This is a genomic window from Streptomyces sp. NPDC046870 (assembly GCF_040704595.1).
GTDB classification, from domain to species: domain Bacteria; phylum Actinomycetota; class Actinomycetes; order Streptomycetales; family Streptomycetaceae; genus Streptomyces; species Streptomyces argyrophylli.
Genome location: NZ_JBEYXM010000037.1, coordinates 1 through 12,024, shown reverse-complemented (window position 1 = coordinate 12,024; position 12,024 = coordinate 1). Strand labels below are relative to the sequence as shown.

14 protein-coding genes and 4 pseudogenes are annotated in these 12,024 nt (G+C 69.6%); 15 read left to right on the top strand and 3 right to left on the bottom strand.

The window, feature by feature from the left end; all coding sequences use genetic code 11:
- Positions 1–82 precede the first annotated feature (82 nt).
- The 4 genes from AB0946_RS39085 (at position 83) to AB0946_RS39070 (ending at position 3,654) form a co-directional block, all read left to right on the top strand.
- Positions 83–1,117, top strand: coding sequence for an ABC transporter ATP-binding protein (locus AB0946_RS39085; RefSeq protein WP_366765487.1), 1,035 nt, complete (start codon positions 83–85; stop codon positions 1,115–1,117).
- Between the two features lie 288 nt (positions 1,118–1,405).
- Entirely contained in the window at positions 1,406–2,047 is a 642-nt protein-coding gene (locus AB0946_RS39080) for an ABC transporter permease (RefSeq protein ID WP_366765486.1), read from the top strand.
- Positions 2,047–2,709 (top strand): ABC transporter permease, encoded by a 663-nt coding sequence (locus AB0946_RS39075; protein ID WP_366765522.1) that lies wholly within the window; start codon positions 2,047–2,049, stop codon positions 2,707–2,709. Before AB0946_RS39080 ends, AB0946_RS39075 begins: the two co-directional genes overlap by 1 nt.
- Positions 2,710–2,721: 12 nt before the next feature.
- Positions 2,722–3,654, top strand: a complete 933-nt coding sequence (locus tag AB0946_RS39070; RefSeq protein WP_366765485.1) for an ABC transporter substrate-binding protein — start codon at positions 2,722–2,724, stop codon at positions 3,652–3,654.
- On the opposite strand, the pseudogene AB0946_RS39065 reads toward AB0946_RS39070, so the two are convergent.
- Positions 3,654–3,770 (bottom strand): annotated as a pseudogene (locus AB0946_RS39065) (IS5/IS1182 family transposase); the annotation flags it as partial. The gene AB0946_RS39070 and the pseudogene AB0946_RS39065 overlap by 1 nt on opposite strands.
- Before the next feature lie 400 nt (positions 3,771–4,170).
- On the opposite strand from AB0946_RS39065, the gene AB0946_RS39060 reads away from it, so the two are divergent.
- From AB0946_RS39060 to AB0946_RS39045, 4 genes and pseudogenes are all read left to right on the top strand, one after another.
- The gene (locus AB0946_RS39060) at positions 4,171–4,638 is read left to right on the top strand and encodes a nuclear transport factor 2 family protein (protein WP_366765484.1); all 468 of its coding nucleotides are present in this window, start codon (positions 4,171–4,173) and stop codon (positions 4,636–4,638) included.
- Positions 4,639–4,835: 197 nt separating this feature from the next.
- A pseudogene (locus AB0946_RS39055) lies at positions 4,836–4,970 on the top strand (IS5/IS1182 family transposase); the annotation flags it as partial.
- Between the two features lie 196 nt (positions 4,971–5,166).
- Positions 5,167–5,706, top strand: a complete 540-nt coding sequence (locus tag AB0946_RS39050) for a hypothetical protein (protein WP_366765483.1) — start codon at positions 5,167–5,169, stop codon at positions 5,704–5,706.
- A 212-nt stretch (positions 5,707–5,918) separates the two neighbouring features.
- Positions 5,919–6,695, top strand: a complete 777-nt coding sequence (locus AB0946_RS39045) for an XRE family transcriptional regulator (RefSeq protein ID WP_366765482.1) — start codon at positions 5,919–5,921, stop codon at positions 6,693–6,695.
- Between the two features lie 204 nt (positions 6,696–6,899).
- Here the strand turns inward: AB0946_RS39045 and AB0946_RS39040 are convergent, their stop codons facing one another.
- On the bottom strand, positions 6,900–7,751 hold the full coding sequence (locus tag AB0946_RS39040) for a LysR substrate-binding domain-containing protein (protein ID WP_366765481.1): 852 nt from the start codon (positions 7,749–7,751) through the stop codon (positions 6,900–6,902).
- An 81-nt stretch (positions 7,752–7,832) separates the two neighbouring features.
- On the opposite strand from AB0946_RS39040, the gene AB0946_RS39035 reads away from it, so the two are divergent.
- From AB0946_RS39035 to AB0946_RS39020, 4 genes are all read left to right on the top strand, one after another.
- A complete protein-coding gene (locus AB0946_RS39035; RefSeq protein WP_366765480.1) occupies positions 7,833–8,342 on the top strand; it encodes a cupin domain-containing protein in 510 nt (169 codons plus the stop codon).
- Positions 8,339–8,698 (top strand): DoxX family protein, encoded by a 360-nt coding sequence (locus tag AB0946_RS39030; protein ID WP_366765479.1) that lies wholly within the window; start codon positions 8,339–8,341, stop codon positions 8,696–8,698. Before AB0946_RS39035 ends, AB0946_RS39030 begins: the two co-directional genes overlap by 4 nt.
- A gap of 118 nt (positions 8,699–8,816) precedes the next feature.
- Positions 8,817–9,110 carry a hypothetical protein gene (locus AB0946_RS39025; protein WP_366765478.1) on the top strand — a complete coding sequence of 98 codons (294 nt, stop codon included), beginning with the start codon at positions 8,817–8,819 and terminating at the stop codon, positions 9,108–9,110.
- 139 nt (positions 9,111–9,249) lie between these two features.
- Positions 9,250–9,417, top strand: a complete 168-nt coding sequence (locus tag AB0946_RS39020) for a hypothetical protein (protein WP_199808327.1) — start codon at positions 9,250–9,252, stop codon at positions 9,415–9,417.
- 136 nt (positions 9,418–9,553) lie between these two features.
- Here the strand turns inward: AB0946_RS39020 and AB0946_RS39015 are convergent.
- Positions 9,554–9,688, bottom strand: a pseudogene (locus tag AB0946_RS39015) (SMI1/KNR4 family protein); the annotation flags it as partial.
- A 173-nt stretch (positions 9,689–9,861) separates the two neighbouring features.
- On the opposite strand from AB0946_RS39015, the gene AB0946_RS39010 reads away from it, so the two are divergent.
- The 3 genes and pseudogenes from AB0946_RS39010 to AB0946_RS39000 all read left to right on the top strand — a co-directional run.
- Positions 9,862–10,578: a hypothetical protein gene (locus AB0946_RS39010; RefSeq protein WP_366765477.1), complete on the top strand. Its 717-nt coding sequence runs from the start codon at positions 9,862–9,864 to the stop codon at positions 10,576–10,578.
- Between the two features lie 124 nt (positions 10,579–10,702).
- Positions 10,703–11,380, top strand: coding sequence for an alpha/beta fold hydrolase (locus tag AB0946_RS39005; RefSeq protein ID WP_366765476.1), 678 nt, complete (start codon positions 10,703–10,705; stop codon positions 11,378–11,380).
- A gap of 249 nt (positions 11,381–11,629) precedes the next feature.
- A pseudogene (locus tag AB0946_RS39000) lies at positions 11,630–12,024 on the top strand (IS5 family transposase); the annotation flags it as partial.

Below are 12,024 nucleotides of genomic sequence, written 5' to 3'. Positions count from 1 at the left end.
CGGATTGGCGTCGAACCGTTGACAAGCTATTCAGACACAGAGAACTCTGCATGACGTTATACAGCCGGGCAAGGGACATCTCATGATCCAGTTCGATGCGGTCCACAAGCGTTTCCCGAACGGCACCACAGCGGTTCACGACCTCAGCCTCGAGATGCCGGAAGGCGGCATCACCGTCCTGGTCGGCTCCTCCGGTTGCGGCAAGACGACCACTCTCCGGATGATCAACCGGATGGTCGAACCGACCTCGGGCACCATCCGCGTCGGCGGCCGGGACGTCACCCGGCGAGACGCGGCCGAACTGCGCCGCTCCATCGGCTATGTCATCCAACAGGCCGGCCTCTTCCCGCACCGCACGGTGCTCGACAACATCGCCACCGTCCCATTGCTCCTCGGCTGGAACCGCAGAAAGGCCCGGGCCCGAGCCGCAGAACTCCTGGAGACCGTCGGCCTGGCCGCCGAGGCCGGCAAGCGCTACCCCCACCAGCTCTCCGGTGGTCAGCAACAGCGCGTCGGCGTCGCCCGCGCCCTCGCCGCCGACCCGCCGGTGTTGCTCATGGACGAGCCGTTCGGCGCGGTCGACCCGGTCGTGCGCACCCAACTCCAGGACGAACTGCTGCGCCTCCAGAAGGAGTTGAGCAAGACCATCGTGTTCGTCACGCACGACATCGACGAAGCCGTACGACTCGGCGACCGGATCGCGGTGTTCCGCACCGGCGGCCACCTCGTCCAGTGCGCGCCACCCGCCGAACTCCTGGCCCGCCCGGCCGACGACTTCGTGGCCGACTTCCTCGGCGCCGAACGCGGACTGAAACTGCTGTCGTTGAAGACCCTCGCCGAGGTCCCCCAAGGCCCGGCTCCGCAAGGCGACACCTGGACCCTCGTCCTCGACACGCGGAACAAGCCCCTGCACTGGGCCGCTCGGGACGCCGAGATCCCGGTGCGGCCGCTGAAAGACAGCGACTCCCTCCTCGCAGCCCTCAACGAATCGGTCGCCTCTCCCACCGGCCTGATCGTCCGTGTCGACGCCGACGGCGTCCTCACCGGCGTCTCCACCCGCGACGACATCCACGAGCACGCCGGCCGGGCCCACACCGAAGTGAGGGCGGCCGCCTGATGCCGAAGCCGAGCCGCACGCCGGAGTTGGGGCTGGTGAGGCTTGCGGTCCCGGAGCATGGCGCAGCCGCCGCACAAGATGGCTCTCGGCCCGTCAAATGGTTTCGCGGACTCGTTCTGCGCGTCCTCGCCCCACCAGGCGATGGTCCGCAGAGCCTGGCCGGCGGCCTGCAAGAAGGAGCGGACCCCCAACGCTACGGACGGCAATCGGCATGAAACCCATCACTGCCCCGCTCGCGCGACCCCCTCGTCGCCACCGAGCGGGCCGCGCGAAGGAAAGCAGGGCCGCATGACGATCGACTGGTCGTGGATATCCACCCACACCGACGACCTCACCACCCTCACCCTCTCCCACTTGCAGGCCGCGCTGACGGCCGTCGCCCTCGGCCTGCTGGTTTCGCTTCCGCTGGCCGTGGTCGCCCACCGGACATCCTGGCTGCGCGGCTTCCTGCTCGGCGCCTCCAACGTGCTGTTCACCATCCCGTCGATCGCGATCTTCGTTCTGCTCCTGCCGGTCAGCGGTCTGACTCGCACCACCACCGTGATCGGCCTGACGATCTACACCCTGGTCGTCCTGCTGCGGAACACGGTGGAGGGTCTGGACTCGGTCCCGTCGAAGGTGAAGGAGGCGGCGAAGGCGATGGGCACGCGCCCCCTGCGCACTCTCCTCACCGTCGAGTTTCCGCTCGCGCTGCCTGTGATCATGGCCGGGGTCCGCATCGCCACCGTCATGTCGATCTCCTTGGTGTCCGTCGCGACCTACATCGGCGACGGCGGCCTCGGCCAGCTCTTCACCGACGGCTTCCAGCGCAATTTTCCGACCCCGGTGATCACCGGAGTGGTTCTCACCCTGTTCCTCGCCGTCGTCGCGGACGCCCTGCTGGTCGCCGTCCAGTACGTCCTCACCCCGTGGACCAGGAGGCGGGCCTGATGTACGAACTGTTCAAGAACCTCGGGACGTGGCTGGTCAGCGGTTCCCAGTGGGCCGGCCCCGACGGCATCGCCCACCGTCTTGCCGAACACCTCCAGTACTCCCTGCTGGCCACGCTGATCGCCGCGGGCATCGGCCTCCCGATCGGCCTGGTGATCGGCCACACCGGAAAGGGCGCGTTCCTCGCGATCAACCTCGCCTCCTTCGGTCGTGCCCTGCCGACCGTCGGCCTGGTCGTCCTGGTCTTCCTCGCCGGCGGCCTGTCGATGCTGCCGGTCTACGTCGCCCTGGTCGCACTCGCGGTCCCGTCGATCGCCACCAATACGTACGCCGGGATGAACGCCGTCGACCCGGACGTGCGCGATGCCGCACGCGGACAGGGCATGCGCGGCCATCAAGTCCTCTTCCAGGTCGAGTTGCCGCTTGCGCTTCCGTTGATCATGACGGGCCTGCGGCTGGCCCTGATCCAGGTCGTGGCCACGGCGACCATCGCGGCCTATGTCTCCTTCGGCGGGTTGGGGCGCTACGTCTTCGACGGCCTCGCCCAGCGGGACCTGGTACAGGTGCTCGGCGGCGCGGTGCTGGTCGCCGTGGTCGCCGTGGCATTGGACCTGGTTCTCGCCGCCCTCCAGCGCTTCCTCTTCCGTCACCGCACCGCGTAGGGAAAACGACCAATGAACCGACGTTCCCTCCTCGGCGGCCTGTTCACGGTCGCCTCCGTCCCCGCCCTCGCCGCCTGCGGGAGCGGCATCACCTCACTCAACGGCCAGGGCTCCGCCGCCGGAGGTGGCGGCTCCAGCAAGGGCGGAGTCACCATCGGCACGGCCAACTTCACCGAGAACCAGGTGCTCGGCTATCTCTACGCGGCCGCTCTGAGAGGCGTCGGTGTGAAGGTGACCGTCCGCCCCAACCTCGGCACCCGCGAGATCGTCATCCCCGCGCTCAGGGGCGGCGACATCGACCTGCTGCCCGAGTACCAGGGTGCTCTCCTGAACTACCTCGACCCGAAGTCCACCGCTACCGAGTCGGGCGCCATGCAGAACGCTCTCACCCAAGCGCTCCCCTCCGGGCTCCAGGTGCTGCCCTACGGCATGGCGGAGGACTCGGACGCCTTCGTCGTCACCCGGGAGACGGCCGAGAAGTACGGGCTCACCTCCCTCGCCGACCTGCGTGAACAGAACGGCAAGCTGATCATCGGCGCCGCGCCCGAGGTGAAGAAGCGTCAGGTCGGCGCGGTCGGCCTGAAGGAGGTGTACGGCGTGGAATTCAAGGAATTCAAGTCGCTGGACTCGGACGGTCCGCTGGTCAAGGGCGCCCTGAAGAAGGGGAACGTGGACGTGGCGAACCTGTTCACCACCGACACCGACATCAAGGCCAACGACTGGGTGGTCCTCGCCGACCCCAAGCAACTGGTCCCCAGCCAGCACATCGTTCCGCTCATCGCCGACCGCAAGGCCGACGACACCGTCCGCAAGGCCCTCGCCCGACTCGGCAACCTCCTGACCACGGCCCAGCTCACCGAGCTGAACCGGCAGGTGGACAAGGACAAGAAGGACCCCGAGGATGTGGCGGACGCCTACGCCAGGCAGCACGGGCTGCTGAAGTAGAAGCCGGGCGGGCGTCCGCCCCGGCGGTCCCACCGCAGACGGTGACCGATCCGGTCCGACGGCCGCGGGATGACTGCGCGGAGCTGCCGGCGGCGCAGGTGGCCGCGGATCGCTTGGTGCTCAGCCCGCCCCGGGAGCTCCGAGTGCTCGCTGCGGTGGTCCGCCCTCTTTTGAGGCTCCGGCGGCGTGCTGGCGGCAAGTAAGCGGCGGAAGTATGGATGCCGTGAACGGGTGAAGGCCCGGCACTGCACGGGCCGCCGACCCGGTGGGGCGGGTCGGCGTGGTCTCGATCCGCTGTTGCGATCAATGACAGGCCGGTATGGAATGAATGCCGGACGGGATCAGGCTCGCTCGGGGCGTCCAGCGGACGGACTCACCTCGGCCGCATGCGCGACCCGCGCACGATGGCAAGCCGGTCAACACCTCGGCAACCGCCCGCAGCAGGCCTTACGAGATTCCTGCCGGTGTCCGGGGCGGACAGCGGATGCGAAACCTCATGACGTCGTGGGAGCTGCAATGGTGTCCAATCCTCCTGCACCCCCTTTCACTCGGGAGAGCGCAATCGAGAAGGTGCGACTCGCCGAAGACGGATGGAACACCCGAGACCCTGAGCGTGTAGCCCTCGCCTACACAAGGGACAGTCGCTGGCGCAACCGCGCAGAGTTCGTCAATGGGCGCGACGAAATAGTCGCCTTCCTCACTCGGAAATGGCATAGAGAGCTGGACTATCGACTGATCAAGGAGCTGTGGGCGTTCGACGGAAATCGCATCGCCGTGCGCTTTGCGTACGAGTGCCATGACGACTCGGGCAACTGGTACCGCTCCTACGGAAACGAGAACTGGGAGTTCGACGACGAGGGACTCATGCGGGTTCGCCTGGCATGCATCAACGATCTCCCCATCAAAGAAGAAGAACGCAAGTACCACTGGCCGCTCGGGCGTCGTCCCGATGACCACCCGGGGCTGAGTGATCTGGGCTTCTAGGTGGCGTGCCACTCCTGTTGTGCGTCGGTGAGGTCGTCACGGCCCGAGTGGACCCGTACGCGCGCGAGCCCCCCACCGCATCGAGGCGCGGGGCCCGGCACCTCCGCACGCTCGGGGCCATCGCGTGAAAGTACCGCACCAGTTCGCCCTGGCGGGACCTCGCCGATGAGTTCGGCTCGCTCCACACGGCTCACCAGCGGCTGATCGGTGGCCGGCCCAGGACCCGACCCGAGCGGGTCGTCGCCCACCAGGGCTACTCATCCCCGGAGAACCGCTCCTACCTGCGCAGACGCGGCATCAAGGCAGTGATCCCGGAGCGGCCGGACACGGCCTGGGACGCCGTCGCCGCGTCGGCGTGCCGGGGCGGCTCGGCACCGCCGGTGCCCCGTCCCCCGCGCCCCGCCCGTTCCCGGGGACGTCCCCGGTGTCCCATGGGACGTGGGAACGGCATTCTGACAGTTCGTCACGGAAACGCTGGCTGTCGTGATCACGGTGCGTGGTCACGAGAACGACAGCCCGGAGGTTTCCATGATCCGACGGACCCTGCAGAGCGGCCTGCTGGCCGCGGTCGCGGTGCTCGCCATCCTGCCCACGGCGGCCGGCGCCGCCCCGACGGGCGGCACCACCCCGTACCCCACGCCCGCCGCCGGCGTGCGGCACACCCTCCCCTCGCTGCTGCCCGCGCCGACCCGGCCCCAGTCGGCGAAGCACCGCACCGCCCGCCACCACCGCAGCGTCCACCGCAAGTACCACGCCGCGCGCCGCCTCCACTCGGCGCACCGCACCCACGGGCTCCGCCGCGTCATCGTGCAGACCACGTCGTACCGGCGCGGCATCCCCGCCGTGGGCCGCGTGGTCACGCACCGCCTCGCGCTGAACGTCCGCTCCGGCCCGGGCACCGGTTACCGGGTGGTCGGCCACCGGCACCACCACCGGCTCGTGGCCCTCACCTGCCGGCGCTACGGCACCGGGGTGTCCGGCAACCACACGTGGTACCGGCTGACCCACCACAGGGGCTATGTCTCCGCCCGTTACGTCAGGGTCGGCGCCACGCTCCCGTGGTGCTGACGGCCCCTCACCGCCGTACGCCCTGAACCACCGCCCGTCCCGACCGTCGAGGCCTGTTCGAGGAGCACGCGTCCCCGAACAGGTCTTCGACGCGCTCATGTGCCTCACCCTCCTCACACCTCACTGAGTGTTGCAACGGCCTTCCTCTCGGGAAGCCATTCCGGCATCAAGGGCGAAGCGCCCATAGTGGAAAAGGAGTCGAGGGACGCACCATGCCCCACCCCGAAAAACCGACCGCGCCCGACGAACCGTTGCTGGTCAGACTGCGGGAACTGAAGGACGGTACGGGGCTGAGCCTGGCGGCGCTGGCAGCGCGCACCCCGTACAGCAAGTCCGCCTGGCACCGCTACCTGACCGGTGCTCAGCGGCCACCGCGGCCGGCCGTGGAGGCACTCACCCGGCTGGCCCGCGTCGATCCCGACGCGGTACTGGCCCTGTGGGAGGCCACCGAGCACACCGCCGACGGGCCCTCGCCCGGGAGCACCCCGGACGGGATCGGACCCCGGCGCTCGGGCGGGCGGCGGTGGCTGCCACTGTGCGTACTCGCGCTGGCGGGGGTGACGGCCGTGGTGGACGCCGCCGTCGCTGCGCACGACCAGAGCGGTTCGCCCGGTACGCCCGTCGTGATGGCGGTCCCGCACTGCCTCAGGCTTTCCTGCCGGGGCGAGTTGCCCGACGCGACGGCTTGCGCACGCGACGCGCGGACCACCAGCACCGTCACCGACCCCGCCTACACCGTTCGGCTGCGCTACTCCCCGGCCTGTGGTACCGCCTGGTCGGAGGTGCGGGTGCGCTCCCCGCACGCCCGCGAGGTCTCGGTACGCGCGGGCCGGGACGTCCTCTCCACGACCTACCCGGCCGACGACACCACCGGCTACACGAGTCCGATGCTCTCCGTACGCTCCCCCCGGGGCGTCGAGGCCTGCGCGGAGGTGGCCGAACAACTGGCCTGCACCGGCATGGACGTGCAGGATCCGGACGAGGGCTGATCCCCTGCCCGGGGGGCGGGCGACGGTCCGCCCGCCGAGCTCCCACTATGCCCTCGGGCCGGCAGTTCCTCCTTCAGGAGCCGTCAGCGCGCCCTAGGCAAGCCGAGCCGGGCGGACCGTGCGCGCGTGAGCACCCCCTCAACTCGCAGAAGCCGAGCCACGACCCGGCCGTTGTTCACGAGCGGCAGCACCGGTTGCCGATGCTCAGCGACGGTACGCGGTCGTCGCGATCTCGATGAACGATCGGAGCAACGGGTTGGTGTCACCCTCGTTCCACACCGCCACCACCCGGCTCGGCGGCATGTCGACCAGCGGCACCACGGCCAGCTCCGCGGGCAGGTCGTGTCCGAGTGGGGCCAGGCCGACCGTGCCGTTCCACAGCACGGCGTGCAGACATTCCTGGACGGCGCGCACCTGTGGACCCTCGCGTGGCGTGCCACCGTTCCAGTACGACTGCCAGAGGGGGTCGGTGCCGCGCGGGAACTGGAACCAGCGGCGGCCGCTCAGTTCCGCCAGCCGCAGTTCGTCGCGGCGGGCCAGCGGATCGTCAGCGCGCACGACCACGCCGACCGGATCGGCCCGCAGCGCGCGCACCGTCAGGCCGGTCTCGTCGAACGGCGCCCGGGTCAGCGCCACGTCCACCAGTCCGGCACGCAACCCGCAGGTGGGATCGGTCAGATCGGTGTCGCGGATACGGACGTCGATACCGGGGTGCTGCCGGCGGTAGGCCGCGGCCAGCCTCGCCACTCCCGGGTCGGTGCCGTCGCCCAGGATGCCGATGGTGATGGTCGCGACACCGGCCGCCGCGCCCACGCGTACCCGGACGCGGTCGGCGTGGTCGAGGAGCGCCCGCGCCTCGTCGAGCAGCACCGTGCCCACCGCAGTGAGCGTCACGCCGGCCGGCGAGCGAGTGAAGAGCAGGGCCCCGACATCGGCTTCCAACCGCTTGATCGCCCGGCTCAGCGGCGGCTGGCTCATGTGCAGCCGGGCGGCGGCCCGGCCGAAGTGGAGTTCCTCGGCGACCGTCACGAAGTAACGCAGGATCCGCAGCTCCACGCTGCAACGATACCGGCAGGGTATCGGCGCCGCGGGACAGGTCTTGGACAGGCCCGGGGACCCGGCGGTGAACTCGTGGGCATGACCGAAGAGACCAAGACCGGCGAGCCGCACACCCACCCCGCGATATCGGTGAGCGGCCCCGGCGACGGCGAGATGATCATTCTGGGCACCACACGGATGAGGGTCCTGGAGGACGGCAGCCACACCGGACACCGCCTCGCGATCACCGAGTCGCTCCTCGCCCCTCACACCCAGGGACCGCCGCAGCACCGCCACGCCCGACACGACGAGGGCTTCTACATCCTCTCCGGCACCGTGCGGTTCACCGTCGGGGACAAGGACTACGACGCCACCACGGGCACACTCGTGATGATTCCGCCCGGCACCCCTCACACCTTCGCCAATCCGACCGACCAACCCGCCCTCATGCTCAGCACCTTCACCCCTGACCTGTACGTGCAGTACTTCCGGGACCTGCGGGACGTGCTCGCCGACGGCAGGCCGCTGACACCACAGGCCAACATCGACGCGATGAGCCGGTACGCGACCGAGCCCGCCGAACCGGTGACCTACGAACGGAAACGATGAACGTCGCCTATTGGACCCTCGCAGGACTGCTCGCCCTCTTCTACCTCTACGCAGGCACCTTGAAGGTGGTCCGTGGCCGCGATCAACTCCGGCCGATGATGGCCTGGGTCGACCGCATACCCCTGCCTGCCCTCAAGGCCCTGGGAGCGGTCGAAGTACTCGGCGCGACCGGCCTGATCCTGCCGCCGCTGACCGGCATCGCCCCCTGGCTGGCGCCGGCCGCGGCCATCGGATTCGTACTCCTGCAGACCGGCGCGATCGCCGTCCACCTGACGAGCGAAGACCGCCGGATCGCGCTCAACGCCGTGCTCATCCTCACCGCGGCGGTGACCACCTGGCCGGCCACCCGGCTCTGACCGAACACAGTGCTGGGACTGCGCGGACGAGGGCGAGCGGGCCGCGGTTCGGGACGGCTGTCGGAGGCCGGGCTGATCGTGATGCGCGGTCGAGGCGCTTCGGGGTATACGGCCCGGCATGGCACCGATGACTGAGCGCGTCATGTTCCTGCGGGCCGTGCGGCAGATGCACCGGATCCGTTCCTTCTATGCCGGGGGTCTCCTGTTGTGGGCGGTGTGCGCCGCCTGGACCGGCTGGCAGGCGCCGGGAAGCCGGCAGATGTGGGCCTGCGTCCTCCTTCTCGCCGTCTTCACCGGTCTCCTCATCACTGCCGACCTGTCCCTGCGGCGCCTGGAAGTCCCCAAGACGGGCCGGCCCGCGCATCACGCCGCGTCCCGCAAGGCGGCAGGCCCTCGTCACGCTCACGCCTGAGCCCGTCACCGTCGCCGGCCCCGCCGACTCGTTTCGGGGCCGCGTCTGGCGGGGCGGCGCTGGTCGGGGATGACATGACGTCTGCGGAGGCGATGACCGGGCATACGGGTCTCACCCACCTTCGAGAGGAGTTCGTCTCATGCTCGGCATAGTCGCGGCGGTGCTGTTCTTCGTGTCGTTCCTGATCAACGCGGCGGATCTCAGCACCAACGATGTGTTCTCTTCGACGAACGTGATGCTGCTGGGGCTGACCGCCCTGGCTCTGCACGTGGCCGGTATCGGTTCCGGCTGGGCCCGCAGACGCTGACCGCCATCACCCCGGGGCCTGGTGACAGTTGTCACCAGGCCCCGTCCCGTGTCAGCCTGGCCGGCGTCAGTCTCGGCTTCGAGAGCGGTCTGGGGCAGGCCTGGGGATGTGGCACCCAGCCGGGCTCGTGGGAGGTGGCTGCCTCCCAGGGCCCGAAGCCGCCGGCCGGCAGCCACAGGAAGTCGCCCAGATCGCGCGCGACGACGCCGGTCTCCCCTTCGGAGCCGAGGAAGTCGACAGGCTGCTCTACCAGTGCCCGGCCTCGGCGGACCTATCGGCGCAGCCGGACCGGTTCAGGTGAGCCGGCCCCCTTGGGTACCCGTCCGCGCTGATCCAACGCTGTGGATCGGGGTAGATGCTGGAGATGTCGCGGCGACCTGTGGTGTCGACGGATGCGTGGGTGCGGTGACGTTGTCGTGGCAGCAACCGGAAGGGGCAGGCCGTATGGCGCGTACGCGTGCGGATGCAAGGACGAGGCATCCTCGCCATGAGCGCAGGGGCGAGGCACGGCTGCCGGCGGTGGTGGCGACGCTTGCCGCGATCGCCCTGTACCTGTTCCTGCCGCAGCGACTGCTGATCGCTCCCCGTTACGTGCTCCCCGCCCTGGAATGTCTGCTGCTCGTTCCGCTCATCGCGATCAACCCCAAACGTCTGACCCGGCAGACGAAGGCCTTCCGGGTGCTCTCGCTGGCGCTCGTAGCCGTCATCGCCGTCAGCAATCTCGTGGCGCTGACCCTCCTGATCCATGAGCTGGTGTACGCCGGAGTGAAGGACGGCCGTTCACTGCTGGTGGCTGCGCTGCAGGTCTGGCTCACCAACATCATCGTCTTCGGTCTGGCCTACTGGGAGCTGGACCGGGGCGGCCCGGTCAGCCGCACCCAGGTGCCCCGTTCCGCTCTGCCCCTGGCGGACTTCCGCTTCTCACAGGACGAGAACGACGACGCCGTCCAAGAAGTCGCCGACGGCGCCAGCGGCGCCTCGGACTGGGTTCCGACCTTGGCGGACTACCTGTATGTGTCGGTGACCAACTCCACGGCCTTCAGTCCGACCGACACGATGCCGCTGTCGACCCGCGCCAAAGCGATGATGAGCGTGCAGAGCGTCTCCGCCCTCCTGACTTCCCTGCTGGTGATCGCCCGAGCCGTGAGCATCCTGCACTGACCAGCCCGACTCCCGCCAGCCTCGCGACCTGGGCAACGCCGCCCACCACCGAACCCTTGAACGTTGACGAAGCGTCTGATCACCAGCTCTACGCGTCTGCTGCTGCTTGACCTACGATGACGCGGTGAGGTTCGTGATGGTGCCGGGCGGCTGGCAAGGCGGGTGGGTGTTCGACGCAGTCGCTGCTGAGCTGCGCCGAGCCGGTCACCACGTCGAGGCGGTGACCCTGTCGGGGTTGGAGCCGGACGGTCCACTCGATGTGGACTCTCCGCCGAACCTCGACACCCACATCGCCCAGGTGACCGACATCATCGAACGCGGCGACGGAACGCCCGTCGCCCTGTGCGGGCACAGCTACGGCGGGATGGTGATCGCCGGTGTCGCGGATCGGCTCGGCGACCGGCTCGATCAGCTCGTCTTCATCGACGCCTATGTCCCGGACGACGGGGATTCGTGTTGGTCGTTGACCAGCGACCGCTTCCGGGAGCTGTTCATAGCCGGCGCTCGCGCCGACGGTCGATGGGTCGCAGTGCCCGAAGGACTCGACCCTCGCGCGCGACCGCACCCACTGGCGAGCTTCGTTCAGTCGATCAGGCTGGGAGACGATTCCGGCTGCGCGTTCGGCCGGACGTTCATCAGCGGTGGCGCATGGCCGGGTAGCCCGTTCGTGGCCCTGACCGAGCGGTTGCGCAACGACTCGGGCTGGCGGGTTCACGAGATCCCCGTCGGCCACAACATCGCCCGCCGAGACCCGCATGGTCTCGCTGCCGTTCTCGGCGCATTGCCGCCCGCCTCCGCCTGACGCACATCCGCTCACTCCGCTGCGTCGCCGTCCTCGCCGAGGTGGACGGCCGCCGGGTCGTGCAGAGGCCGACCGCCGCATGGCGGGCGTCGTCGTTCCGCCACTGCGCCCCGCCTCCTGGCCACCGCCTCCTCCTCCAGCAACCCGGCCGCCACGGCCCGCGCCGCCCGCCTCGGCCTCCCCGCCCCTGACCGTCGTGCGGTCGGACCTAGGTCGTGTCCGCAAAGTGTCGGCGTCGTTGGTCTGTTCATGGTGCGTCGTCATGAGCTGACCGATGAGTCGTGGGCGGTGATCGAGCCGTTACTGGCCCCGCCGCGGATGGGCCGCCCGGTGCGGGACCGTCGCCAGGTGGTCAACGGCATCCTGTGGAAACTGTCCACCGGTGCCGCCTGGCGGGACCTGCCCGAACGCTACGGCCCGTGGAAGACGGTCTACGAACGCTTCCGCCGCTGGTCCGCCGACGGCACCTGGGACCGGCTGCTGGCCCATGTCCAGCAGCACTCGGATGCCGTCGGCACGGTCGACTGGACGGTCGTGTGTGTCGATTCGACCACCGTGCGGGCCCACCAGCATGCGGCCGGGGCCCGAAAAGGGGGCCCTGGCCGGGCGAGGCGATCGGCCGGTCCCGCGGCGGGCTGACCACG

Bases quoted from the DNA above. Each gene is read 5' to 3' on its own strand.
- AB0946_RS39085 (WP_366765487.1), top strand. From the start codon at position 83: ATGATCCAGTTCGATGCGGTCCACAAGCGTTTCCCGAACGGCACCACA.
- AB0946_RS39080 (WP_366765486.1), top strand. From the start codon at position 1,406: ATGACGATCGACTGGTCGTGGATATCCACCCACACCGACGACCTCACC.
- AB0946_RS39075 (WP_366765522.1), top strand. From the start codon at position 2,047: ATGTACGAACTGTTCAAGAACCTCGGGACGTGGCTGGTCAGCGGTTCC.
- AB0946_RS39070 (WP_366765485.1), top strand. From the start codon at position 2,722: ATGAACCGACGTTCCCTCCTCGGCGGCCTGTTCACGGTCGCCTCCGTC.
- AB0946_RS39060 (WP_366765484.1), top strand. From the start codon at position 4,171: ATGGTGTCCAATCCTCCTGCACCCCCTTTCACTCGGGAGAGCGCAATC.
- AB0946_RS39050 (WP_366765483.1), top strand. From the start codon at position 5,167: ATGATCCGACGGACCCTGCAGAGCGGCCTGCTGGCCGCGGTCGCGGTG.
- AB0946_RS39045 (WP_366765482.1), top strand. From the start codon at position 5,919: ATGCCCCACCCCGAAAAACCGACCGCGCCCGACGAACCGTTGCTGGTC.
- AB0946_RS39035 (WP_366765480.1), top strand. From the start codon at position 7,833: ATGACCGAAGAGACCAAGACCGGCGAGCCGCACACCCACCCCGCGATA.
- AB0946_RS39030 (WP_366765479.1), top strand. From the start codon at position 8,339: ATGAACGTCGCCTATTGGACCCTCGCAGGACTGCTCGCCCTCTTCTAC.
- AB0946_RS39025 (WP_366765478.1), top strand. From the start codon at position 8,817: ATGGCACCGATGACTGAGCGCGTCATGTTCCTGCGGGCCGTGCGGCAG.
- AB0946_RS39020 (WP_199808327.1), top strand. From the start codon at position 9,250: ATGCTCGGCATAGTCGCGGCGGTGCTGTTCTTCGTGTCGTTCCTGATC.
- AB0946_RS39010 (WP_366765477.1), top strand. From the start codon at position 9,862: ATGGCGCGTACGCGTGCGGATGCAAGGACGAGGCATCCTCGCCATGAG.